The sequence below is a fragment of the Aeromonas sp. PI_26 genome (genome assembly GCF_027854445.1).
GTDB lineage: Bacteria > Pseudomonadota > Gammaproteobacteria > Enterobacterales > Aeromonadaceae > Aeromonas > Aeromonas veronii.
The window spans coordinates 464,965-488,738 of the sequence record NZ_JAJNOE010000001.1; the positions used below are offsets into that span (position 1 = coordinate 464,965).

The window sequence follows — 23,774 nt, forward strand, 5'->3', positions numbered from 1 at the left end:
GCCGTGCCACGGCTTGGTCATTGATGCAAAAAACAGAGAGCGGCATGGCCGCTCTCTGTTTTGTTGTCTCTATTGGGTGATAGCCGTGCGGGGTTAGATGCCGTGGATGGCGTTGGCTTCCCCATACCAGTCCAGCTTGTCGGCCAGAGTGACCACCGAGCCGATGATGATGAGACTCGGGCTCTTCACCTGACGGGCCAGTTCGGCCAACTGCTGCAGCTCGCCGCGCACCACCCGCTGGCTGAGCTGGGTGCCTTGCTCCACCAGCGCCACCGGGGTGTGACCGGACATGCCGTGGGTTTGCAGCGCATCCTGAATGCGGGCGGCGTGGGCCAGCCCCATGTAGAAGACCAGGGTCTGGCGGGGGGCGGCCAGCGCCGACCACTCCTGAGCGATATTGCCCTCCTTGTCGTGGCCGGTGATGAACTGCACCCGCTGGGCGTGATCTCGGTGGGTGAGGGGAATGCCGCTGTAGGCGGCGCAGCCCGACGCTGCCGTGATGCCCGGTACCACCGAGAAGGGGATGCCCGCCTCAGCCAGAATCTCCAGCTCCTCGCCGCCCCGGCCAAAGATAAAGGGATCGCCCCCCTTGAGCCTGACCACCTGTTTGCCGAGACGAGCCTGCTCCAGCAACAGCTGGTTGATCGCCTGCTGGGGCACGCAGTGGCGACCCGCCTCCTTGCCGACAAAGATCCGCTCGGCATCCCGGCGCACAAGCGCCAGTACCTCCTGCGACACCAGCCGGTCATAGACCACCACATCCGCCTGCTGCAACTGCTGTAGACCGCTCAGGGTAAGCAGGCCCGCATCGCCGGGGCCGGCGCCCACCAGGGTCACGCTTCCCTTGCTCTGCGGTTGCTCATCGAGCAGCTCGGCGACGCTCTGTTCGGCAGCTTGCTGCTGGCCGCGGGCCAGTTGGCGGGCGAGGCGATCGTGGCTAAAGAATCGCTCCCAGAAGCGGCGGTGGGCCAGCTTGTCCGGAATGAGTTTGACCCGCTCGCGCAGCTTGCCCGCCAGCGCTGCGAGCTGGCCGAGGTGTTGCGGTAGCAACGCTTCGAGTTTTTCCCGCAGCTGGCGGCTCAGTACCGGCGCCGAACCTGCGCTGGAGATGGCCACCATCAGCGGCGAGCGGTCGATGATGGCGGGCATGATGGCGCTGCAGTGGGCCGGAGAGTCCACCACATTGCAGAAGATCTGGCGCAGGTTCGCCTCATGAAAGACCTGCTGGTTGACCTCGGGCTGGTTGGTGGCGGCGATCACCAGCCACTTGCCATCGAGCAGTTCGGGATGAAAATCGGCGGCACAGACGGTCAGGCGACCCTGCTCGGCCCAGCTCATCAGTTGGGGTTCCAGATACGGGGCATTGATGGTGATCTTCGCCTTGGCATCGAGCAGCAGGCGCGCCTTGCGCACCGCCACCTCACCGCCGCCGACGATCAGGACCGGCTTGTTTTGCAACTGACAGAAGAGAGGGAGAAAGTCCATAACAGGCTCCGGATGCTGGCCCGCTCGCAATGCCGCGCCGGGCGAGATAGCAGGGCGCGCCGTGACGCGGCCCGGATGGTCGGGGGAAAGATCCCCCGACGGGAATAAAAAAGGGGAAGGGTGATCTACGCCCGGGCCAACGACAGATCCCCACCGGTGTCGGCCACTTGATCACGCTTCCCCAAACGAGGTTTTTCCTATTGCACCGCTTTGACGTGCATGTTGGCGACGTACTGATCTTCGGCCCAGAAGATACGGTCAGCGACCATGGCTTCCGGGTTGAGGGTGACGCCGCGCAGCACCCGCTCCTTGAACTTGTGATAACCGGCCCGGTCGATAAGGTGACCCATGTGCAGGTAGATGGGTTTGCCATCCAGCATCTCGGCCTCGAACTCGAACAGGTTCTTGATCACCGCATGCAGCACCTCTTCGGTCACCCAGTTGAGGAACAGCTTGCCGGTACGGGGAGTCTTCTTGCTGGTGCGTCCTCCCAGCTTGACCATATAGAGCTGCTTGGGATCTCGCTGCCAGGCCAGGGTCGGGCAGGCCAGCACACACTCGCCACAGCCGATACACTTGCTCTCCTCTTTGACCGCCTTGCCATGCTTGATGGCGAGGCAATCCACTACGTGGTGGCTGCACGCCTTGACGCAGGCGCCGCAGCCGATGCAGCGCTCGGCATTGAAGTGGATCTTGGCGATGCCGAGGATGCCGAAGTCGGCCATGTTGGCCTTGGCGCAGTCGTTGGGGCAGCCGGCGATCACCATCTTGAGGTGATAGGGGTTGGGGTAGAGGTGTTTCTCCATCCGCTGGGCCAGCCCGGTGCAGTCGATATTGCCCTTCTGGCAGATGGTGTTGCCCTGACAGGCGACGATGTTGCGCCCGCCGATGGTCTGGTAACCGGCTGTTGTGTCCTCTACCTCGATGCCGCAGGTCTCCACCTCGATCTCCTTGATAAAGGGTTCGAGGGCTGCGTTGACCTTGTCCATGTCCTGATACTTGATGCCGGGCATCGCCAGCTTCTGGCGGGTGGTGAGGTGGATCAGGCCGTTGCCATACTGTTCGGCGATCTGCTGGGCCACTGCCAGCAGGTGGGCGGGCATGATCCCGCCGGGAATGCGTACGCTGATCATTGCTTCGCCGCGCACTTTGGAGAGGCGGTATTCGTTCTTGGCGCGGGCCTTGATGATGTCGATATCGAGACTCATGGTGTTCTCCCTCAGTCGATCAGATGCTGGGCCTGGTCAAAACGAAAGACCGGTCCATCCACGCAGATATAGGTGTCGCCCATCCGGCAGTGGCCGCATTTGCCCACGGCGCAGGCCATGCGGCGTTCGTAGTCGACCCAGATGCGATCCTTGGGGATGCCCCGTTCGAGGAAGGCGAGCACCACGAAGCGGATCATGATGGGGGGGCCGACCACGATCACCTGGATGTCTTCCTTGTCAGCGAGATCCAGCTGATCGATGTAGTCGGTGACCCGGCCGATGCGAAACTGCTCGCTCTCCTTGCCCTCGTCCAGGGTGACGATGAGGTTCTGCTGCTCGGCCCAGAGCGGCATCTCGTGGCGATAGAGCACCGCCTGCTCGTTCTTGAAGCCGAGGATCATGTCGAGGGATTTCACCTCTTCCGGATGTTTGCTGAAGCGGCGCAGCAGCCCCTTGACCGGCGCGACGCCGGTGCCGCCCGCCACCACGATGAGATGCTGGTTGTGGTAGGTCTCCAGCGGATAGCCGTTGCCGTGGACGCCGCGCATCCACACCTTGTCGCCCACATCGAGGGCAAACAGCGCATCGGTCACCTTGCCGACCTTGCGGATCAACAGATCCACATAGCCATCGCCATAGTCGGAGACCGAGATGGGCGCCTCGCCGACGGTGGGCAGGGAGATCTCCACAAACTGGCCGTAGTGGACATCAAAGTCGCGGGAGACCCGAAAGTTCCACTCCAGCTCGGTGTGGCGCTCGATGGCCAGAATGGTGTAGGCCTTGGGCAGCAGGCGGTTTTCGACCACGTCCTGCTGCGGTTCTGCTGTTGCGGTTTGCTGGCACTGGCACATATCAGTTCGCCCCCTGCGCGTTGTCGGCTGCGATGGTCTGTTCGACCACATCGGTCATCTTGTTGATGATGTTGCTAAAGGAGATGTAGTGAGGGCAGCGATCGTCGCAGCGGCCGCAGCCGACGCACATGTGCTCCTCTCCCTGACGGGCCTTGTAGTCGTTGACCTTGTGCAAGGCGCGATAACGCAGGCGCTCACCATGCTTTGCGCGAAAACCGTGGCCACCGGCCATGTCGCTGAAGCCATCCACCATGCAGCTGGCCCACTGGCGACGGCGCTCGCCCTGCTGGGGGTTCTCCGCATAGGTGAGGTCGTGCACGCTGTAGCAGCTGCAGGTCGGGCAGGAGGTGGTACAGCGGCCGCAACCGATGCAGCGGCTGTCGTACTCGGCCCAGACCGGATGGGCGGTGAGGATCTGGCGGATCCGCTGGGGGTCATCACAGACGCTGTCCGGGGTGCGTACCTTGACCGGGTTGCTCTGGACAAACTCCGGGGTGAAGTCGTCGGATTCACCCAGTTCGGCAAAGTAGCCGAGCAGCTCGGGATCCTTCACCTCGATGCGTGCACCCTCATCGCTCAGACGAATGGCGGCGGCGTAGTCCTGGGTCTCGTTGCTGCCCATGGAGACGCAGAAGCAGTTCTCGAAGCTCTCGCGGCACTCCAGCAGCACCAGCTTGAGCTTGCTGCGCAGCCGGGCGTAGTAGACGTCGCTGTTCTGGCCATTTTTCAGGTAGACCTGATCCAGCCTGCGCAGAGCGTGGATATCACAGCTGCGCAAGAACAGCAGGGTGGGCTTGGCCTCCACCTTTGATTCGCGCAGCTCCAGATTGTCGAAGTGGAACAGGGTCTGGGTGATGGGGAGCACCACCTCTTTTGGGGAGAAGTGGGACTTCTCCTGCCACACCAGATCGGCCGGATGGCGGACGCTGTGGTAGGTGACGTTGTCGGTGTCGGAGAAGCGGCCGCCCCGATATTCGGCCGCGGGCGCCATGATCCGGTAATCGGGCAGCAGCCGCTCGAACAGCTGCGCCAGCGCGGGATGGGTGAGAAGAAACGACATAAATAAACACCTTGTATGAGGGTGAGATGCCCTGGCATAGGGATGAGGAGCAAGCAGCTAAGAGTGTCTGGCATCGGTTCTGGCCGCGCTTGCCTCGCCACGGTCTGTTTTTATGACTCATGTTGCTCAACTGACCCGATTGTTATTGTGTTGGAGGCGCGTGCGTCGCGGCAGGTCGGGTCATGCCTGTAAAACCCTTATCAATTGAGCAGGGCGGCCTGATAGCCTGCGCACTTGCCCATCACGTATCCCATCTCCAGCTTGTTGATATCGCGGGTGAAACGGGAGACGGGGAAGTAGTCGGCCGGGGCGATCACCTCGATCTGGCAGTCCTCCGGCGGATTGGCGATAAAATCGAGCGCCTCGTTGTAGCTGCGATCCCGCTGCTCCAGCGCCTGTGCCAGCGCGGGGCGGGTCTTGAGCAGAGTGCGGATCATCCAGGGGAAGGGCATCGGCTTGAGCCGATAGCCAAGGGGCTCGGAGAGGATCACCGTCAGGTGACGGGCACCGCGGCGGTAGGCCTCGATCACCGGGATGGAGTCGGCCACCCCGCCATCTGTCATCGGTACCCCGTGTACCTCCGGGTATTCGTGGGAGGCGAGGGGAATGGCACAACTGGCTGGCAGCACCTCGTTCATGTTCTCTGGCTTGACCCGGATGTACTCCGCCTTGCCGGTCAGGGTATTGGTCACCACCGCATAGAAGGGGATACCGGTCTCCCGGTAAGCGTGAATGTCGAGGGGATACTTGCGGCAGCTGGTGTTCCACAGCCAGTGGATATCCACCAGATTGCCCCCCTTGGCAAAGCGCAGGGGATCCATAAATTGCTGGCTGCAGGCCAGTTTGGTCAGGATCTCGTGGCTGCGGCCATGCTGGCTGGCGAGATAAGCCAGCAAGTTGGTGGCCCCCGCCGAGACGCCGATGGCGAAGTCAAAGGGGCGATAGTCATGCTCGATAAACGCATCCAGCACGCCGCTGGCAAATATGCCGCGCATGGCGCCGCCTTCTACAACCAATGCGCTGGTGGATGCGGTTTTGTTCATGACAGGCACCTCATTGATAAGTCAGAGAGAAAAAGTGGAAAAGAGAACGTTCGGGCTGTCAGGCCGACCATTCTGACAACCAACAGGGGCTGGCCATCGCAATGAGGTCATTCTAGGAAGGGGATGGTGTTTAGAATATCTGTTAATAATGAATCAAGTGTTTTGTATTTCTAAACGATAGTGATAAACCCGTTGTGATCAAAGGGGTTGTGTAGGAGTCTCAGCGACTCTGTGATGGCTGGATATTGGCAAGGATGAGTGTGTCATGACGTTATTGGTTCCCCCGCTGCTTAAACGTGGCGATACCATCGCTTTTTTCTCCCCCTCCAGCGCGGCGACCGCCTGGGCCCCCAACCGTTTTGCCCGCGCAAAAGCCTTTCTTGAGGGGCAGGGCTTTAGGCTCAAGGCGGGCAGCCTCACTGGCCAGCAGGATCACTGGCGATCCGGCTCCATCGCCGCGCGGGCCGAGGAGCTCAACGCCCTTATTCGCGACCCAGAAGTGCGCTGCATCATATCGGTGATTGGCGGCAGCAACTCCAACTCCCTGTTGCCCTACCTCGATTTTGAGGCGCTGAGGCGCGATCCCAAGATCATCGTTGGCTACTCCGATGTGACGGCGTTGCTGCTCGGCATCCATGCCCAAACTGGTCTGGTTACCTTTTATGGCCCGGCGCTGGTGGCCTCCTTTGGCGAGTTGCCGCCGCTGGTGGATGAGACGCTGGCCAGTTTTTTACAGATTGCGTTGGCCGATGAAGCTGGCGTCCCCTGCACGTTGCCCACCCCGGCAAAGTGGAGCGATGAACGGCTGGACTGGGAGAACCAGACCCGGGCCAAGCAGTGCCAGCCCAATCGGCTGATCTCGGTGGGCTCTGGCCGGGTTGAGGGGCGGCTGATGGGCGGCAACCTCAACACCATGGCGGGGATCTGGGGCTCCCCCTATATGCCGCCCATCGAGCACGGCGACATTCTGCTGCTGGAGGACAGCCTGAAATCTGCCGAGACGGTGGAGCGCTCCTTTGCCCATCTCAAACTGTGCGGGGTGTTTGATCGGATCGGCGGCCTTATCCTCGGCAAGCACGAGTTGTTCAACGATCAGGGTTGCGGCAAGCGCCCCCTCGATATCCTGCTGGAGGTGGTGGGGGAGCCAAACTTCCCCATTCTGGCGGAGTTTGACTGCGCCCATACTCACCCCATGCTGACGTTGCCGCTGGGTATCGAGGTAGCGCTCGATCTCGACCGCCAGCAGCTCACCTTGCTGGAGCCCTGGTGGCGAGCAGAATGAGGGCGAAATGAATGTCAAAAAATGGGTGTCAAAAAACAAGGCCGCTGATGCGGCCTTGTCTGTTTTTGTGGAGAGGGATCAGGGCAGGGCATCGGGCCGGAAGCTGGCGCGGATCTGCGGCACCAGGCTTGATGGGTCGAAGCCTTTCTCCTCGCCCAACACCGGATGGAGCAGGGGCTTCTCTTCGATGGGGGTGATATCCCCCGCCAGCAGCTGGCGGGTGGCCTGACCCATCTGGTAGAGCTGGCGCACCGGCGCAAACTGGGTCGCCAGATTGAGGGGGTCATCGGCGCGGGTGAAGGCCATCATGGGGATCTGGTAGGTGGCATCGCGCGCCGGCTTGTCACCGTGAATCCCCTTGCCGGCAGACATCAAAAACGGCTGGTGATCGCCAAAGGCCACCACCAGATAGCGCTTGTCCGACTGGTCTAGGGTCTTGAGCAGTCGCTCCAGCGAGGCCATGGCATCCACCACCCCTGTGTAATAGGTGTTGAGTAACTGGGTGTCGCTCTCGCTCTGGTTCGGACAGGCGCCGCTGCGCTCCTGCCCCTGATAGCGGGGGCCATCGAAGGGGCCGTGCCCCTGCATGGTGACCGCATAGGCAAACAGCGGCTTATCATCCTGTTCGCTGCGCTTGAGCAGGTGGTCGATCAGCGCATCATCTGAGATATAGAGCCCCTTGTACTCAAGGGTGGTAAAACGGGTATCGAACCAACGCTCCTCATAGCCGAGCGCCGGGATTGCCTTGGCGCGGCCCCAGAATTTTTCTACGTAGGGGTGGGCGAACAGCGTCTTATAGCCGCTCTGTCTGGCGCTCTGGGCCAGCCCCGGCACCTGCTCCGAGAGGTAGTAGTAGGGCACCACCCCCTGCTTGAGCAAGCCCACCGGCAGGCCGGTATTCATCTCGAACTCCGCCAGCACCGTCATGCCGCCAGTGGTGGGGGAGTGGATGGTCTTTTGCCACTGCTGCACGCTGGCGGGCAGGGATAGGGTGGGGGCCGGGGCGCAGATACGCCCCTTCCAGTCGAGCCAGAGCGACTCATATTGCAGCACGATCACCAGATCCCAGCGCGGCGCAATGCCTTGGGGCGGATGGCTCAACTGCGGGGTCAGCTCGTTGATCTGCAAGGGGTAGCGAAACACGCTGCCGCGTTGCAGCATCTCGTCCACCAGATTGAACAGATAGAGGCCGGGGCCGGAGCGGATGATGTCCCTGTGGTAGTTGACTGCGCGATCCACGTAACGAATGTTGGCCCCCAGCAACTTGTTGCCGGTCTGGGTGGCAAAGACACAGAGGGCAAAGAAGGCGACGGTGGCGGCTGCGGTGCGCAGCACCCAGCGTGACAGGGCAAAGCGCCAGCAGAGAAACAGTGCCAGCAAAAGGGTGAAGATGGGTAGGATGGGGTGCTGATCGAGGAGAATCCGCAGCAGCGCCAGCAGGTTGCCAAAATCATCACCCCCGAGTGGCACCCCGTAGATGGCGATCTTCATAAAGTTGGCCAGCAGGCCTATTCCCGAAAGTGCGGTAAAGACCAGCCCCATATAGAGGTTGAAGCCCGCGAGCGCGCAGAGGCTCCAGCCCAGCACCATGCTGCCCCAGGCCAGATAGTAGTGTTCCGGCCGAAAGCCTGACCAGAGCAGAAACTCCCCCAGCTTGAACACCACGAAGCCGTGCAGCAGCACGAAGGTGAGGTTGCCGAGCAGCAGGCTGCCGATGATCCGCCAGCGCAGGCTGCGGCGCAGCGTTGGCAGCACCGTTTTGAGCACGGCGGCGCTCAGGGCCAGCACCAGGGTCAGGCTCACCATCAGATAGGTGAGGTTGAAGCCCTGCTCCGGCAGGGTTTGCAGGATCTGGCTGAAATCGCCGCTCTCGGGGCGATCCTTGAGCAGCAGACCGATGCGCAGCTGATAGCGGCTGGCCAGTGCATCGTCCGGGGCGCGCAAGGTGCTGTTGAGATCCAGCGAGCAGCGGTTATTGCGGCACACCTGACGCTTATCCACCGATTGACTCAGCTGGTCAATCCGCTCCCCCTTGTCGTTGAGCAGCTCTACCCGTACCTTGTCCCCCGCTTGCAGCGGCCCTCGCAACTGCCACTGACTGCGTACCACCAGATAGAGGCCGCGGCTGTCGCTTTTATAGAGCAGGGCGTGGCGGGTGAGGGTGGCCAGCGGGTTGTCGGCGGGGCCCAGCACCAGCGGCTGGGCACGGCCCAGCCAGCTACCGGGATTGATCAGCGGCAACAACAGGGTCAACAGCAGCAATCCGCCAAGCAGGGCAAGCAGCAGAGAGGGCAGACTCAGGACGCGGGGGCGGCCTGAGGAGGGGCGATTCATATAAGCTCATCCTTTGAGCGAGTGAGGGAGAGATCGTTCATCCGCATAGAGTTTGACCCGATGGTGCGGGCCTTGTTTCAGCTTGTCAATTTAATGACCACTTAATGAATATTTGGTTACAGCTCAACCTTGCAAATTGTGATCCCGATCGAGGGGTTGTTCGGAATATGTGATGAAAGCGTCATCATGGGGTTTTGCCACTGGCTTGGGAGGGATCTGCTGTTTAGTCTCTCGATAGCGACTGGAGGTACATGTATGAATCCCAAAGTGATGGCACGTCAGGCCAGATTGCTGCGCATGCTGGAGAGCAAGGAAGAGATCCGGATCGGACGCGAGCGCGACTGCCCGCTGCCGCTGGCCCAACTGGTCAAGCTGAAGGATAGCCATCCGGCTGTGGTCAAGGTGTATCGCCACGGTCTCACCGCCGAGGTGTTTCACCTCAAGGTGGAGGGGCATCACTGGTGCCTCAAGCGGCGCCGTCAGGATTCACTGGTGGCCAACCTCGATGGCAAGACCGCCTTTCTGACCGAGCTGGAGCGGCGGCGCGAAATCGAGGCGCTGCGCGAGCTGCACCCTACTGTCCTCTCCCACGTGGTCTGCACCAGCTTCGGCTCGGCGCGGGCCGGGGTGCTGGTCTCTCCCTGGTTGCGGGGTGTGCCGGTCCATCAGCTCAACGAACGCAATCTGGCCCAGATGCTGGAGGTGCAGGGGGAGCTGGCCCGCTGGGGCTGGTTTGACTGGGACCCGAGCCCGGGCAACCTGCTCGATGACGGCGAGCAGATCTGCGTGTTCGACTTTGGCTATATGTGGACCTTCGATCCCCGCTTTGAATACAACTCCAATGGTCTGGTCGACCCGCAGTTCCATGTGCCGGAGCGACTGGAGACCCGCACCCTCTCAGGGCTTTGGCTCGATGAGGCCGATCCTCTGCCGCAATTTCGCTACTGGCGTGAGCTTTGTCTGAAATGGGTGAAACGGGAGATCCACCACCTGATCCGCGAAGGGGCCAGCGCCCCCGTGCTGGCCCGCCTGCATGCCCTGCAAGGGGAGTGGAGTGCCGCGCTGGCGAGCGACGAGGCGCTGGTCGCCAACTGGTGGCGGGACATGTATCGCAGCCACCGGCTCGATGTGGCCGATGATCTGAGCGGCCAGAGCTGCGGCCCGCTCACCCTGCGTCGCCTCGACTGGTTGATGCAGGCGGTGACGGATCACTATTCGCTGCTGGTGGACAATCTCTCGCCTCAGGAGACGGAGCTGGGCCAGACCGGGCTGCTGGCCCGCTTGCAGCAGCTGCGCCGGGAAGCCGTCGCCTGTCAGTTGCCAGCCACCAGCCTTGCCTGAGTCGATACCTTTGCGGAATACAAATAAACAGGGCGCCTTGCGGGCGCCCTGTTGCATGGTCTGGTTCACCTCGCGGTGAGGGTCAGTCCAGCAGCTCCTGATGGAGGCGGTTGACGATATTGCCCGCCTCGCTCTCCTTGACCAGGAAGCAGAGGTTGTGGGCGCTGGCGCCATAGCAGATCATCCGGATGTTGTGCTCGCGCAGGGCGTCAAAGACCTGACTGCCCACCCCGTTCACTTCGCTCATCCGGTTGCCGATGAGCGCCACCAGTGCCAGACCGGTTTCCACCTCCACCTTGCAAAGCTGGCCCAGCTCGGCCAGTACCTTGTCGCTCAGGATCGGTTCGCCGTTACTCTGGCTGCCGGTGTGATCCAGCGTCAGTGACACGCTCACCTCCGACGTGGTGATGAGGTCGACCGAGATACGGTGACGGGCCAGAATGCCGAACACTTCGGCCAGGAAGCCGTAGGCGTGGAACATGTTGAGGCTGTGCAGGGTCACCAGCACTTGCTGGCGGCGCAGGGCGACGGCGCGAAACAGCGGGCTTGAATCTGTGCTGGCGCGGATCCAGGTACCACCGGCGGCAGGATCCTTGGCGGAGCCGACAAACACCGGAATATTCTGGCGCACCGCCGGTTGCAATGTGGCGGGGTGCAGCACCTTGGCGCCGAAGGTGGCCATCTCGGCCGCTTCGACAAAGCTGATTTCCGGGATCGGGCGGGCGCGGGTGACGAGGCGCGGATCCGTGGTGTAGATGCCGGGCACATCGGTCCAGATCTCGATACTGGCGGCATCGAGCGCTTCGGCGAGCAGGGCCGCACTGTAGTCAGAGCCGCCGCGCCCCAGCGTGGTGGTGCGCCCATCGCCATCGGCGCCGATAAAGCCCTGGGTGATGATAAGGCTGTCGCCAAGCTGCGGGCCCAGTGTCTGCTGGCAGAGAGTGCGGGTGGTGGCCAGATCGACGGTGGCTTTGCCAAAGCGGCTGTCGGTGCGCATCAGCTGGCGCACATCCTGCCAGTGGGCCTTGACGCCGCGCTGGCGCAACAGCTCGGTAAAGAGACGGGTAGACATCAGCTCGCCGCAGGCGATGAGGCGATCGGCCAGCTCCGCATCGGTATGCTGGTGGGCTTGCTGGGCCATGAGGCGAATTTCGTCCAGCTGACCATGAATAAGGGCGCTCACATCAACGGGGTTGCCGAGATCGGTCAGAATGGCCTGCTGGATCCCGGCCAGTTTGGCTAGCTGCTCGTCGCGGCCCGCTTCGTCCAGCTCCCCTTGTGCCAGAGCGACCAGCAGGTTGGTGACACCGGCGCTGGCGCTCAGCACCACCACCCGGGTGGCGGGATTGGCCAGCACGATATCGGCGCAGTGATTCATGGCCGGGAAGTTGGCGACACTGGTTCCGCCAAACTTGGCGACATTGATCGGGCTCATTGCTTACTCCTGTCTTATTTTAAGATTCCGGTTCCATCGGGCAAAAAAGAGAGGAGGAGGCTGAAAATGGCAGGAATGAACGAAGCTATCCCGGCCAGAAGCACTCCACCTGCAGAGCCCATCCCGTACCGCCCCTGACAGGGCGCGGTGGGGGATGATCACTACCGATGACAACCCGGGGGATTCAGCCCCCGCAGCCGACGTTGAGGTTACCAGTCTCCTCACTCGTCTCGGCGCTGCTCCCCCTGACCCAAGTTCACCGGACGCTGGCGTCCTCCCTTGGGCTGCCTGGGCAGCGCTCCTCTTCTGGCTCCACCAGGGCGGTGGAGTGCATTTAGAAATACCCTGCGTTGGATTGCACTGTCAATCGAGTTTGTGAAAAAGTTCAAATTGTCAGCTAACTCAACACAGGATCAATGACTTAGGTAATGGTCTTTGACAAAACCTTGGAACGGCGCTGCCAGTTGTAGAGACGCTGACGCGCCACCGGCAGATCTTCCACTTCCAGCGGATCAAAGCCCCGCTCCCGGAACCAGTGGATGGAGCGGGTAGTGAGCACGAACAGGCGGCGAATACCAAGCCGCTTGGCGCGCTCGGCCACCTTGGCCACCAGCTGATCACCCCGGTTGGAGTTGCGATAGTCGGGGTGAATGGCGACGCAGGCCATTTCCGCCATCGCCTCTTCCATAAAGCAGTAGAGGGCCGCGCAGCCGATGATGAGGCCATCGCGCTCGATGATGGTGAACTTGTCGATCTCCATCTCCAGCTGCTCGCGGGAGCGGCGCACCAGAATGCCTTCCTCCTCCAGCGGGCGAATGAGATCAAGAATGCCGCCGATATCCTCGATGGTAGCGGCGCGGGCCTGCTCGGCACTTTCTCGCACTATCTGGGTGCCGAGGCCGTCGCGACTGAACAGCTCCTGCAGCATGGCGCCATCATCCTGATAGCTCACCAGATGGGAGCGGGGCACGCCGCCGCGGCAGGATGCGATCGCCGCGCGCAGGTAGCGGGCAGTGCCGGACATCTCTTCGCCCGCCTGCTCCAGCTCCACCAGCAGCTCTTCGGCCTGTTCGGGGAAGAGCTCGGAGATGGCCTCGCCGCGTCTGTCCATCACCCCCTGGGTGCTGCTGAAGCAGATTAGCTTGTCCGCCTTGAGGTCGACCGCTACCCGGCGGGCCACCTCTTCGGAGCTCAGGTTAAAGCTCTCACCGGTGACCGAGCAGCCGATGGGGGAGATAAGCACCAGACTCTTCTGGTCGAGCTGGCGGGTTATCCCCTCGACGTCGATGCGGCGCACTCGGCCGCTGTGGCAAAAGTCGATGCCATCATCCACCCCCAGCGGCTGGGCAGTGACGAAGTTGCCGCTCACCACGCTGATCCGCGCTCCCTGCATGGGGGTGTTGGCGAGCCCCATGGAGAGCTGGGCGGTGATGTCATATTGCAGGCCGCCACACACCTGTTTGATGATGGTGAAACTCTCGTCATCGGTGACCCGGATCCGCTTGTGATACTGGGCCTCGATACCGGCGCGGGCCAGCGCTTCATCGTTTTGCGGACGTGAACCAAACACCAGCACCAGGCGTATGCCCAGTGTCTGCAGCAGAGCGATATCGCTGACGATATTGGCGAAGTTGGGGTGGCAGATGGCTTCTCCCCCCATCATCAGCACAAAGGTGGCACCCCGATGGACATTGACATAGGGGGTGGATTGCCGGAAGGCATTGACCAGACTGGGTTCGCGTTCACGCACTTGATATTTCTTCCATAAAAAAACAGCTATTGGCTCAATATATGAAAATTAATTCACAAATCAAGACTAAATATTGATTTTTGCCGTTTCTGGTCTATGAGGCGCGGCTTGGCCGTGCGGATTGGGAACAGGTGGCAGGAAGCGCAGACGGCCGCCGGAGCGAGCGGGGAGGGGCCCGCCGGTTGATCCGGCGCGATAAACTGCTATCTTCGATGCTCCTTTTCGTCAGCTGTGTGATTTCACAGGGTTTTATACAAGGACAGAATTCATGGAACAGATTATTTCACCGGCAGATGCCCTGCCGGGACGACGCGAAGCGATGGTGATTGGTCAGCAGCATGCGGTGAACGGCAACCCGACCCAGGGTCCCTGGCCCGAGAACATGGAGATCGCCTGGTTTGGCATGGGTTGCTTCTGGGGCGTGGAGCGCCTGTTCTGGCAGCAGCCGGGCGTCTACTCCACCGCGGCAGGTTATCAGGGCGGCGTGACCCAGAATCCCACCTACAAAGAGGTGTGCAGCGGCCTGACCGGTCATGCCGAGACGGTGCAGGTGGTGTTTGATCCGGCGGTGATCAGCTACGGCGACCTGCTCAGACTGTTCTGGGAGCAGCACGATCCGGCGCAGGGGATGCGTCAGGGCGGGGACATTGGTACCCAGTATCGCTCGGTGATCTTCTATGGCGACGAGAGTCAGCAGATCATTGCCCAGCAGAGCATGGCGGCCTACCAGCAGGCGATGGCGGCAAGCGGCGACAGTCGTGCCATTACCACCCGCATTCTGCCGCTGGCGCCCTTCTACTACGCCGAGGATTACCATCAGCAATATCTGGAGAAAAATCCGGATGGTTACTGCGGATTGGGTGGCATTGGAGTCTGTTTACCTCCCAGCCTGAACCGCTGAACAGGTTTGTAGTCGATTTCTTAATAAAAGTGAAAATAAATGGTCGGAGGAGGGAACTTATTGCGACCAGTCGGGACTAACTAGGTAGCGTCCAGGGATCGGATGCAAAGTCCAGACACATTTCTTGCCTTGATAACCGCCTGATGAATGAACGCACTGGCGGGTTGAAAATGATAGCAAGCAGGGCTGCCCACCAAGGCGGCCCTTTTCCTTATCTGCTGCTTTGAAATCTTGCGTTGGGCGGGAGAGCCGGACGGCAGATCAGCCGATGGCGCTGTCGAACAGGTTCTTGATGAGATCGATAAACTCGATGAGGAAGGTTTTCTGTTCCGGGGTCGGGGCGCGCAGCCAGACGGCGGAGAGTACCTCTTCCAGATCGGCGACCACGGCGTCGGCCTCCTGCATGATAGCGAAACGCACCTTGGGATCGAGCTGGGGGTTTTGCTCGCAAATGGCCATCAGGTTGCTGGCAACACGGCCACTGACCAGATCTTCGATGGTCTCTTCACCATCGTTCTGCTGCTGGGATTCAAACAATCCCAAACTCTCCACCAGATACTCGATCAGCGAGATATAGCCTTCACTTTCTACCACCATGGTTGCTGCCTCAATACAGTAACAATACGAAAATTAAGCGTATTTTAGTGGCTTGCCCTAGCTTGGCAAGCAGCAGTGCAGGCGATGGCGAGTAAAACTGACTCCGCCCCGCTCCACGCACTCCAGCCCGGTCAACGTAAAGCCATGTCGTAAAAATAGCTCATAACTGAAGGCGCTGGCCTCGGTGGTGATGAGCGTCAGACCGAGCCCTCGGGCCCCTGCGAGCGCCGTGGTGAGCAGCAGATTGCCCAGTCCCTGGCGCTGATGGTCGGCGCTGACATAGAGCAGACTGAGGTGGCCATCGGGGCTCAGAGTGACAAAACCGAGGGGCACATTTGCCTGCTCCGCCACCCAGCCGTGGTGCTCGCGCAGCTGACTGACAAAGCCCGGATGTTGTGAACCGAGGGCCCACTGCTCCACCTGTTCGGCGCTGTAGTGCTCGGGGCCGCTGCGTCGCACCGCCTGCTCAAACAGGGTTACGAGGGCGGGGATATGTGCCTCGCCAAGGGGGACAATACGCAGTGCTGGACTAAGTGCTGGCGTCATAAGGTTGGGTCGTCAGTGGGGGAGAGGGGGCGCGGCGCCTGTGGCCGTTTGGCTTTGGGCAGACCCGCGACAACCCGCTCATAGGAGTGGTGCACCCAGCCCTGCCACAGATCATCTGGCAAGGTGCTGTTCAGGGTCACTGTGTTCCAGTGTTGCTTGTTCATATGCCAGCCCGGTTTGACCTCGGGGTGGATCTCGCGCAGCAGCAACGCCAGCTCGGGCTCGCATTTGAGGTTGATGGTAAGCGGCTCGGCCTGCCAATCCACCAGCGCGAACATCTTGCCCGCGATGCGATAGACCAGGATCTCCGGGCCAAACGGGGTATCTTCGGTGGCGCCCGGCAGGGTCAGCAGAAAGTGGCGCAAACGGGTCAAATCCATGGAAAGTTCTCGCGCAAGGGGTGATCCGGGTCATGTCAGGCGCATATCTATCGGCGGGCCTGTTCTGTTAATATGCGCGCAGCCGAGTATACCCCCCATCACCAAGGGAGCCTATTGGATGTTGTATCACAAGACTTTCGAACTGGGTCCCGAGCGGGATTGGGTGGTGTTTGTCCACGGCGCCGGTGGCAGCTCCTCCATCTGGTTCAAGCAGCTGCGCGCCTATCGCGAGCACTTCAACGTGCTGCTGCTGGACTTGCGCGGCCACGGCCAGTCCCACCAGCTGCAACAGGTGGTCAAGGGCCACTACAGCTTTCGGGAAGTGACCGAAGATATCGTTCGGCTGCTCGATCATCTCGATATCCGCCGCGCCCACTTTGTCGGCATCTCCCTTGGCACCATCCTTATTCGCCATCTGGCCGAGCTCTGCCCGGAGCGGGTGAAAAGCATGGTACTGGGGGGCGCTATCTTGCGGCTCGATATCCGTTCGCGGGTGCTGGTACAGCTGGGCCGACTCGGCCAGCACTTCCTCCCCTATATGTGGCTCTACCGGCTGTTTGCCTTCATCATCATGCCGCGCCAGCACCATCAGGAGTCGCGCAACCTCTTTGTGCGCGAAGCCCGCAAGCTCTGCCAGAAAGAGTTCAAACGCTGGTTCCGCCTCGCCACCGAGGTTAACCCGCTGATGCGCTATTTCCGCGAACGCTCCCTGCCCATTCCCACCCTCTATGTGATGGGGGAGGAGGATCATATGTTTCTGGCGCCAGTGCGCGAACAGGTGGCCCGCGATGCCAGCTCCTCACTGGCGGTGATCGAACAGTGTGGCCATGTCTGCAATGTGGAGCAGCCGGAGCAGTTTAATCGTCGTACCCTGGCATTTATTCAATCGCTGGGGAGCGGGAGGACATAATCTCTCAGCCTTAGCTCTTCCCAAACAAAATCGATTATATATCGATTGCTCGCTGAAGGTTTAGCTGAATATCCTCGGAGGGAGTAGTCGCAACATCTATTAGATGAGATAGGTTCTGCATACAAGCATTCCATATCACAGATTTTTTGGTGGCGTTAGTTGTGAGATAAATAAACCCCCGATAGAGTAAACATTGTCGGGGGTATTAGTTATAAATTAATATGCTTATTGTATGAGTTTTTTTGTGGTTACCAACCAAGGTGACCATTGCTCTTTACGTTGAATAGTATACTCATATTTTATGCTAGGGAAGTTGTTGCTATCATTCTCTGCGAACTCTGACGATACAATAGTGAATTTATTTGAATCAATTTTCTTTAGATTCTCTATGAATCTTGGATTCACTTTTTTAGCTACATCATTACCAAATGCGTCATCATTTTGAACTAAGAAAGGTCTGGTGTCTGAGTGACGGCTTACTTCACTAATATAATAGGAGTATGTGCCTGAACCTCCAGGGCAACCCATATCACCTTCCCATAAAATATAGTAAGTTGAAGCTCCTGTGTCAGGGTCTCTGTCTATAGTGTAAACATTTTTAAGAAATGATTCCAAGGATTCATTTTCTTCAAAATTTGTCGAGCATGCCACCGTTTCTGAATATTTTTTTATAACATCCAAAACAGTGGCCTTTTCCACTAATTCATTACCGGCATGTGCGTAACTTATGAATGAAATTGCAATTGTTAATAGTAACTTATTCATTTGATAATACTTCCATATGTTAAATGGGGATTTACATTTAATTTAAGGTTTTGTCTTGATTAAATAATGTATGTTGTTTCGATTTCCGATAAGGTTTTGCTTTTATCTAAAGCAAGGAGGCATCATACAGAAAAGTAGTGGATGTATTATTTTTTTTCTAACCTAAGGCTAACTCTACTTGGGTCTCGGTTATATCTACACTATCCTTTGCAATGCTATCGTAATACTTCTTGGTTAACTCTGACTGAAGAAAGTCATCATTCAGCAATTTCAAAAACAAATCTTGTGATTTTTTGGTTTTTAAATTAATTTGAAGTTTGTCTTTGCTGTATTTGAACTTGCCTTTTAATGCAGGGTGGTTTTGAGTAAAGTTAATTATTTGTTCGTTTGGGATCACATTTAAAACAGGTGAATTGTTAGCGGACTTTACTAACTTTCTTGCGAAAGATATGTCATCTAGTCGAGAACTAAAAACATCACAATTCACCACGATTGCTGTTTTCTTTATGTTTTCAACACCCTTTACTGCAATGTTTCTTACAGCATCATGAAAGCCGAAGAATCTTTCTAGTGCTTTAATATCAAAAATGTAATACTCGTTATTGTACTGAATGAACTCAAATTTAGAACTTATCTTTAGTATGTCGGTGTCTAACTTTTTGAATCTATTGTTCCCCTTTGGTTTCATCAAGCTGAAACCACTATCCGGCTTCATCAGGGTTACAGGATATTGATGTTTATATAAAGCAAACTGAAAGTCTTGATTTCCAATAAGGATCAATATTCCTTCTAGTGTTGATAAGTCATCATCAGCTAACTTAAAACCATCTATTTTGTCATTCTTAATTATTTCTTTTAAATACGTAAGACTAACTGGCACGTCATCCAAATCATAATGATACACTGCATTTTTACGATCATCTGCACTTGACAGTGAAATAAGTGTTAAGTCATCATTTAAAAGTAATGTGTCAGTAATTGATTTTATGAAAATCTTTTCTAATTCATCGTGATCAAACCCATTTATATCGACGGATTTGATTCTCATGCCATTCTTATCGTCAAACAAGAAGAAAAATTCTGCTGAACATCCATTTGCACTGATGATGGAGGAAATTCCTTGTTTAAGAGTTTCTATTGTTGTCATATTATTTTCCTTGCAAAACAAACATTTTCATCGAGATCTATAATTCTTATTTGATCGTTTTTAGTTAGTCTTTCTTTTGTTATTAATACAACATTCTCTCTCGCTTCTGTGCGGGATGTTATTGTTACTTTGTATAATCTATAACCCAAAACAGCTAAAGTTGGGTTGGCATAAAACTTATCTGTTTTTACATATATTATTCCAATGATGACTAATAAAAATACTAAGGCAAAAACATATCTAGCACTGGATAAGTTAAAACAAATCAATGGGATAATATATGTTGTGAGAAATGTTAAGTGCTCATAATTAAGATCTTCTATTTTATCTATTCTTGAAGGTATTTTCTTGCTGCCAGAAACTCTATAGTCAAACCTTAAGTATGAAAAAACACCAATCAATAAAAATAATAATGAGAGTAAGGGAATGATGTTTCTTGATAAGAGTGAACTAAAGCCAATGAAATTACAGTTTTCTCCATAACATATAGGGATGTCTGCAGTAACGACAATAATTAGAAAAAATAATAACCATAGCGATACTATATAGAGCTCAAATTTCTTCAATGTCTCATCAAGTTTCATTGATAACACCATAGGATAATATTAACCATTGCACCGATATGGAGCGCCCATAGTTTTTAATTTTATTAGAATTCATTCTTGCCTGTCAGTGATAGGATAGCTACCGCACGGGGTTACAGTTCCCTGAGTGCTGCTTTTAACCAGATTGAAAATGGGTAAATCATGGGCTGACCTCGGTTGCTTTTGGGGCTGCGGGTGCCGCATGGGCAATATATCAAACAGCGACCAATTTAATTGAGTGAAAAGTTAGATATCGCTCGGATTTTGAAAGGTTTTTTGACGAGGATCAGACTTGAGCCAAGTTGGCAGCGGGTTGAGTGGGTGAGGTGAGTTCACTAAATAAACAGATAAGGCATCCTCGACGACTGGCGCCAAGTGACAGAAGTGTCTGGGCAATATCACAGTGATGCCCTGTTATAAGGGCGATTTGTTTTTAGGTCATCGAGCAGACCGGCCACGTTTGTCGAGGGTGTTCAGTAGCCGGTCATCTCCAGATAGCCGACCCCCTTGGCATCCCCCGAGACAGAGACCGCACCCTCCCAGTAGTCAAAGCGACCTGTCATGGCCTGATTGGGCTGACGGGCTTTGATGGTGAGGCTCATTCCGGCGGCGTTTAGCTGCCACTCAACGGGGTAATTCTGCCCCTTGGGGCCGCGCCAGGTGTTGCCCGGCGTAAGGTGAATCGCGTCGGGGGCGAGCACCCGGCTGCTGCCATCCCGCTCAATCAAAATACCGTAGCGGTTTTCTGGCTGGTTTTCGGGATTAGCGCGGCCCGGCTTGGTGCGCAGGCGAAACAGCATCAGCTCGCGGCCATCGGCCAGTTGCAGCGAAAACCAGTCCCAGCCCGATTGCCACTCGGCCAATACCGAACTGCTCCACTCGTGATCAAACCACCCTTGTCCGCTGACGGTGCGGGTCTCGCCATCACGAGTCAGGGTGCCGCTCAGCTGCAGGCGCGGGTAGGAGTAGTAAAAGGAGGCGTTGCCCGGGCTCTTCTCGCTGTAACCGGCCTTGCCTTGCAGCACCAGCGGCTTGGCGGCAGTGACGGTGAGGTTCAGCTCGCCAATCTTGCTCTGCACCTTGAGGGTGGCGGGGAAGAGCGCCGCCCCTTGCGAGGCAAGCCGCCACTCCCTGAGCCAATATTGGCCGCCGCTGGCCCCCGCCAGTCCCGGTCCCTGCCGACTGGCCCGTTCATCTTGCTGGTGGCTGCCACGGTCGAGATCCGTGATGGCAAACTGGGCCAGCCAGAGCTGGGGGGTGAGCCAGGGGTTGCTGGTGCGGAGTTCTTGCTCGATACCCTGCCTAAACAGGGTCCACTGCATGCCATATTCGCGCCCCTGTTCATCCTTGAGGTTGCCGGTGAGATACCACCACTCGGAGCGGTGATCGGGGTGGGCCGCGTGATCCTCCGGCAGCTGGATGGTTTGCCCCGGCAGCACCTTTTTAAAGCTGTCGCTGCCACCGCCGAGCAGGGCGCCCAGATCGCTGGCCTGCGCGCTGCCGATCATGGCAATCAGCGGGAGCAAGAGGGTGGCGAGCCACAGAAGCTGTAAGGAGGACAAGATCCCCCTCACCCTGGCCCTCTCCCGAAGGGAGAGGGGATGGTTCAATGCCGCACTCTGCTCTTCTTTGCGCTGAAGAAGGGGCGGAGAGAGGGAAGTGGTCGATGGGAGCTTCAAGCCATGGCTGAGCCACTGCGCTAACCGATATGTCATACCACTCTCCTTGCTGCATACCAGGATGCCAGTGCGCCACAGACCGGCGCCAGCAAAAGGGCGGTGACCGCATGAAGGGGGGCGGCCTCGAAGGCGAGACGCCAGCCAAAGGCGCGGGGATTGACCACCTCGATCAGCACCCAGGCGAGGCCATACCCCACCGGCAGGGCCAGCAGGGCGGTGAGCAGCCCCAATCCCGCCCCTTGCCACACCAGCAGCTGGCGGCAGTGGCGGGGGCTCAAGCCCAGACTCTGCAAGATCTGCAGCTCGCCACGGCGCGCCAGCCCCAGCACCATAAAGGCCGAGCCAATGCCGACAAAGGCGATGCCGAGGATCAGCAGTTTCAATAGCTCGGTCACCACAAAGGTCTGGTCAAACACCTTGAGTGCCGCGCTGTGGATGGCAGGGGCGGAGAGCAGATTGAGCTGCTCGCCAAAGCGCTCGCGCAGGCGGTCGGCCAGCTGCTCGGGGTCGTCGCTAAAGAGGGCGAGGGATTGCACCGCCCCCGCCTCGAACGCATGCAGGAGCTGCCCCTTGTCGCTGCCGTAGTCCTGATAGACGCCGGTGACGGTGAACTGCCGTGGCCCCTGCTCGCCGCTGATCGCCAGCTGCTGGCCCACCTTGACCCCGAGGCGTACCGTCAGCGGTTCGCTCGCCAGCACTTCGTCGGGGTGGGTCGGCCAGCGTCCGGCCAGCAGCGGATAGGCCGCTTTAAGCTGGGGGATAAAGTCCATCTGCGCCCACTCGATGGGCTGCCCCTGCCAGCGGGCGGGGTGAACCGAGCGGCGCGAGGCGGCGCTCACCAGCGGGTTGGCGAGCAGGGTCTTAAGGGTTGTGTCGCTCAAGGTGCCCTTGTTGCCCGCCACCCCCTTGGGGGCGGTGACATAGAGATCGGCGGCCAGACGCTGGCCGAGCCAGATCTCCACGCTGGAGCGAAAGCTTGACACCATGACCCCGATGCCGATGGCCGCTGCGATGGCGAGCTGCAACGCCATCACCGCGATGGCGGTGCGATCGAGGTGATAGAGGGTCTCGGCCACCCCGAGCCGGGCGGTGAGGGGGCCGCCCGCGCGCCGTCGCAGCCAGCCAAGCAGGCCGCGCAGGGCATCGGGCAGCCAGAGTGCCATAGCCAGCAGCCAGCCGCCGGCGATAAAGAGGGCGCCGGTCAGACCCGTTTGCGGCAACCACAGGCACAGAGCGCACAGCAGCAAGATGGCGATGGCCAGCACGCGCCGCCGCCACGGGTGCACGGGAGGGCGGCTGCTCCCGGCACGCAGTTCGAGAGGGGATTGGCGCAGCAGTTGCCACCAGCCGGGCAGGTTAGCGGCCAGCGTGCCGAACAGCCCGATCAACAGCGCCTTGAGCAGGCTCACAGGGGAGAGGCGAAGCAGATCGATGGGGTTGGGCCCATAGAGATCGGCCAGCGCCTGGGTCAGTTGCCCCATCAGCGCCAGCGCCAACAGGCTGCCGAGCAGCACCCCGAGCAGGGTGCCGATGGTGGCGAGAATAAGTAGCTCCAGAATGAGCCAGCGCAGCACCCGGCTCGGCCCCATCCCCAGAATGATCAACTGGGCCAGCTGGGGGCGACGCACGCTCTGGACAAATCGCTGGGCGTTGAACACCAGAAACAATCCCACCGCCATGGCGAGCAATGACAGCGCCGTCAGGTTAAGGGCCAGCGCATCGCCAAGCTGGCTGGCATCGAGCGCCGGGCTGATGGGCTCAAGCCACAAGGGCTGGTTGGGGTAATCGGTTTGCAGGGTGGCTTGCAGGGTGCGAGCCTCGGCGTCGCTTAGCTTGAAGACGATGCGATCGAGCCGACCCGCTTTATCCAGCAACGGCTGGGCGAGGCCGATATCGGTTATCAGCAGCCGCTCCATGGGCACGGCGCCCGGTTCAAACGTGCCCACCAGCGTCAGGGTTAGGGCGCTGGCGCCATCGCTGCCGCTCAGCACAAAACGGCGGCTCTGGCCCGCTTGCCAGCCAAGGCGCTCCGCTTCGGGGGCCGCCAGCCAGATGCTGTCGGCATGGTTGAGGGAAAAGTCGGGCTCGCTCGCGGGTTGGGCGCCAAACAGCTGGCGCAGGGGGCCGGGGTTGAAGAGATCCATTCCCAGCAGTTGAAAGCTGCGCCCCTCTTCATCTTTGAGCCAGCCATGGAGCTGGGGCATGGCATCCAAGGCGGGCTGGCTGGTCACCAGCTGCACGTAAAGCTGCTCATCCAGCCCGCCAGCGGGGGCCAGCCGGTAGTTGGCTTCCCCTGCCAGTTGGCTGCGGGCGGCGACAAAATTGGTGCGGGCGCTGTGATTGAGCAGCTCGATGGCCACCACCAGCGACACTCCCAATACCAGCCCGGCCAGACTCATCAGCAGCAACCAAGGGTGGCTGCGATAGAGGCGCAGCAGCGCTTTAAGTGGCAGCATCAGCGTGACTCCGGCAGGCG

20 protein-coding genes and 1 riboswitch are annotated in these 23,774 nt (G+C 58.5%); of the genes, 4 read left to right on the top strand and 16 right to left on the bottom strand.

Annotated features, from left to right (window positions below; genetic code table 11):
- Positions 1-93: 93 nt before the first annotated feature.
- From cysG to LRL22_RS02100, 5 genes are all read right to left on the bottom strand, one after another.
- A complete protein-coding gene (gene cysG, locus LRL22_RS02080; RefSeq protein WP_270904595.1) occupies positions 94-1,485 on the bottom strand; it encodes a siroheme synthase CysG in 1,392 nt (463 codons plus the stop codon).
- A 197-nt stretch (positions 1,486-1,682) separates the two neighbouring features.
- Positions 1,683-2,693: a sulfite reductase subunit C gene (gene asrC / locus LRL22_RS02085; protein ID WP_270904596.1), complete on the bottom strand. Its 1,011-nt coding sequence runs from the start codon at positions 2,691-2,693 to the stop codon at positions 1,683-1,685.
- An 11-nt stretch (positions 2,694-2,704) separates the two neighbouring features.
- Positions 2,705-3,544 carry an anaerobic sulfite reductase subunit AsrB gene (asrB, locus tag LRL22_RS02090; protein ID WP_270904597.1) on the bottom strand — a complete coding sequence of 280 codons (840 nt, stop codon included), beginning with the start codon at positions 3,542-3,544 and terminating at the stop codon, positions 2,705-2,707.
- A 1-nt stretch (position 3,545) separates the two neighbouring features.
- Positions 3,546-4,604, bottom strand: a complete 1,059-nt coding sequence (gene asrA, locus LRL22_RS02095) for an anaerobic sulfite reductase subunit AsrA (RefSeq protein ID WP_270904598.1) — start codon at positions 4,602-4,604, stop codon at positions 3,546-3,548.
- Between the two features lie 200 nt (positions 4,605-4,804).
- A complete protein-coding gene (locus LRL22_RS02100; RefSeq protein ID WP_270904599.1) occupies positions 4,805-5,647 on the bottom strand; it encodes a patatin-like phospholipase family protein in 843 nt (280 codons plus the stop codon).
- A 265-nt stretch (positions 5,648-5,912) separates the two neighbouring features.
- On the opposite strand from LRL22_RS02100, the gene LRL22_RS02105 reads away from it, so the two are divergent.
- Complete coding sequence (locus LRL22_RS02105) at positions 5,913-6,929, top strand: S66 family peptidase (protein WP_270904600.1); 1,017 nt, start codon at positions 5,913-5,915, stop codon at positions 6,927-6,929.
- Positions 6,930-7,007: 78 nt separating this feature from the next.
- Here LRL22_RS02105 and LRL22_RS02110 read toward each other — a convergent pair whose 3' ends face one another.
- Entirely contained in the window at positions 7,008-9,263 is a 2,256-nt protein-coding gene (locus LRL22_RS02110) for an LTA synthase family protein (RefSeq protein ID WP_270904601.1), read from the bottom strand.
- 255 nt (positions 9,264-9,518) lie between these two features.
- Between LRL22_RS02110 and LRL22_RS02115 the strand changes: the two genes are divergently transcribed.
- A complete protein-coding gene (locus LRL22_RS02115) occupies positions 9,519-10,604 on the top strand; it encodes a hypothetical protein (RefSeq protein ID WP_107684959.1) in 1,086 nt (361 codons plus the stop codon).
- 82 nt (positions 10,605-10,686) lie between these two features.
- On the opposite strand, the gene lysC is transcribed toward LRL22_RS02115, so the two are convergent.
- Together lysC and argA are read right to left on the bottom strand one after the other, a co-directional pair.
- Complete coding sequence (gene lysC / locus LRL22_RS02120) at positions 10,687-12,039, bottom strand: lysine-sensitive aspartokinase 3 (RefSeq protein ID WP_019446161.1); 1,353 nt, start codon at positions 12,037-12,039, stop codon at positions 10,687-10,689.
- Positions 12,040-12,129: 90 nt separating this feature from the next.
- Positions 12,130-12,353: riboswitch (Lysine riboswitch) on the bottom strand.
- Between the two features lie 107 nt (positions 12,354-12,460).
- Positions 12,461-13,789 (bottom strand): amino-acid N-acetyltransferase, encoded by a 1,329-nt coding sequence (gene argA / locus LRL22_RS02125; protein ID WP_270904602.1) that lies wholly within the window; start codon positions 13,787-13,789, stop codon positions 12,461-12,463.
- A gap of 268 nt (positions 13,790-14,057) precedes the next feature.
- Here argA and msrA point away from each other — a divergent pair, with 268 nt between their 5' ends.
- Positions 14,058-14,690: a peptide-methionine (S)-S-oxide reductase MsrA gene (msrA, locus tag LRL22_RS02130; protein ID WP_005352745.1), complete on the top strand. Its 633-nt coding sequence runs from the start codon at positions 14,058-14,060 to the stop codon at positions 14,688-14,690.
- Between the two features lie 261 nt (positions 14,691-14,951).
- On the opposite strand, the gene LRL22_RS02135 is transcribed toward msrA, so the two are convergent.
- From LRL22_RS02135 to LRL22_RS02145, 3 genes are read right to left on the bottom strand one after another with little or no spacing between them, the layout of a single operon-like run.
- The gene (locus LRL22_RS02135; protein WP_005333735.1) at positions 14,952-15,287 is read right to left on the bottom strand and encodes a DUF3802 family protein; all 336 of its coding nucleotides are present in this window, start codon (positions 15,285-15,287) and stop codon (positions 14,952-14,954) included.
- Positions 15,288-15,344: 57 nt separating this feature from the next.
- On the bottom strand, positions 15,345-15,833 hold the full coding sequence (locus tag LRL22_RS02140; RefSeq protein ID WP_160880323.1) for a GNAT family N-acetyltransferase: 489 nt from the start codon (positions 15,831-15,833) through the stop codon (positions 15,345-15,347).
- Entirely contained in the window at positions 15,830-16,213 is a 384-nt protein-coding gene (locus LRL22_RS02145; protein WP_005333730.1) for an MmcQ/YjbR family DNA-binding protein, read from the bottom strand. The genes LRL22_RS02140 and LRL22_RS02145 overlap by 4 nt, the downstream gene beginning before the upstream one ends.
- Before the next feature lie 118 nt (positions 16,214-16,331).
- Between LRL22_RS02145 and LRL22_RS02150 the strand changes: the two genes are divergently transcribed.
- The gene (locus LRL22_RS02150; protein WP_236294039.1) at positions 16,332-17,123 is read left to right on the top strand and encodes an alpha/beta fold hydrolase; all 792 of its coding nucleotides are present in this window, start codon (positions 16,332-16,334) and stop codon (positions 17,121-17,123) included.
- 225 nt (positions 17,124-17,348) lie between these two features.
- Here LRL22_RS02150 and LRL22_RS02155 read toward each other — a convergent pair whose 3' ends face one another.
- From LRL22_RS02155 to LRL22_RS02175, 5 genes are all read right to left on the bottom strand, one after another.
- On the bottom strand, positions 17,349-17,888 hold the full coding sequence (locus LRL22_RS02155; RefSeq protein ID WP_236294038.1) for a hypothetical protein: 540 nt from the start codon (positions 17,886-17,888) through the stop codon (positions 17,349-17,351).
- Positions 17,889-18,045: 157 nt separating this feature from the next.
- A complete protein-coding gene (gene kwaB / locus LRL22_RS02160; RefSeq protein WP_042080437.1) occupies positions 18,046-19,035 on the bottom strand; it encodes an anti-phage protein KwaB in 990 nt (329 codons plus the stop codon).
- Positions 19,032-19,619, bottom strand: a complete 588-nt coding sequence (gene kwaA / locus LRL22_RS02165) for an anti-phage protein KwaA (protein WP_080768593.1) — start codon at positions 19,617-19,619, stop codon at positions 19,032-19,034. Before kwaA ends, kwaB begins: the two co-directional genes overlap by 4 nt.
- 473 nt (positions 19,620-20,092) lie before the next feature.
- Positions 20,093-21,145 (bottom strand): lipocalin-like domain-containing protein, encoded by a 1,053-nt coding sequence (locus tag LRL22_RS02170; RefSeq protein ID WP_270904638.1) that lies wholly within the window; start codon positions 21,143-21,145, stop codon positions 20,093-20,095.
- A 185-nt stretch (positions 21,146-21,330) separates the two neighbouring features.
- Complete coding sequence (locus tag LRL22_RS02175) at positions 21,331-23,754, bottom strand: FtsX-like permease family protein (protein ID WP_270904603.1); 2,424 nt, start codon at positions 23,752-23,754, stop codon at positions 21,331-21,333.
- Between the last annotated feature and the right edge of the window lie 20 nt (positions 23,755-23,774).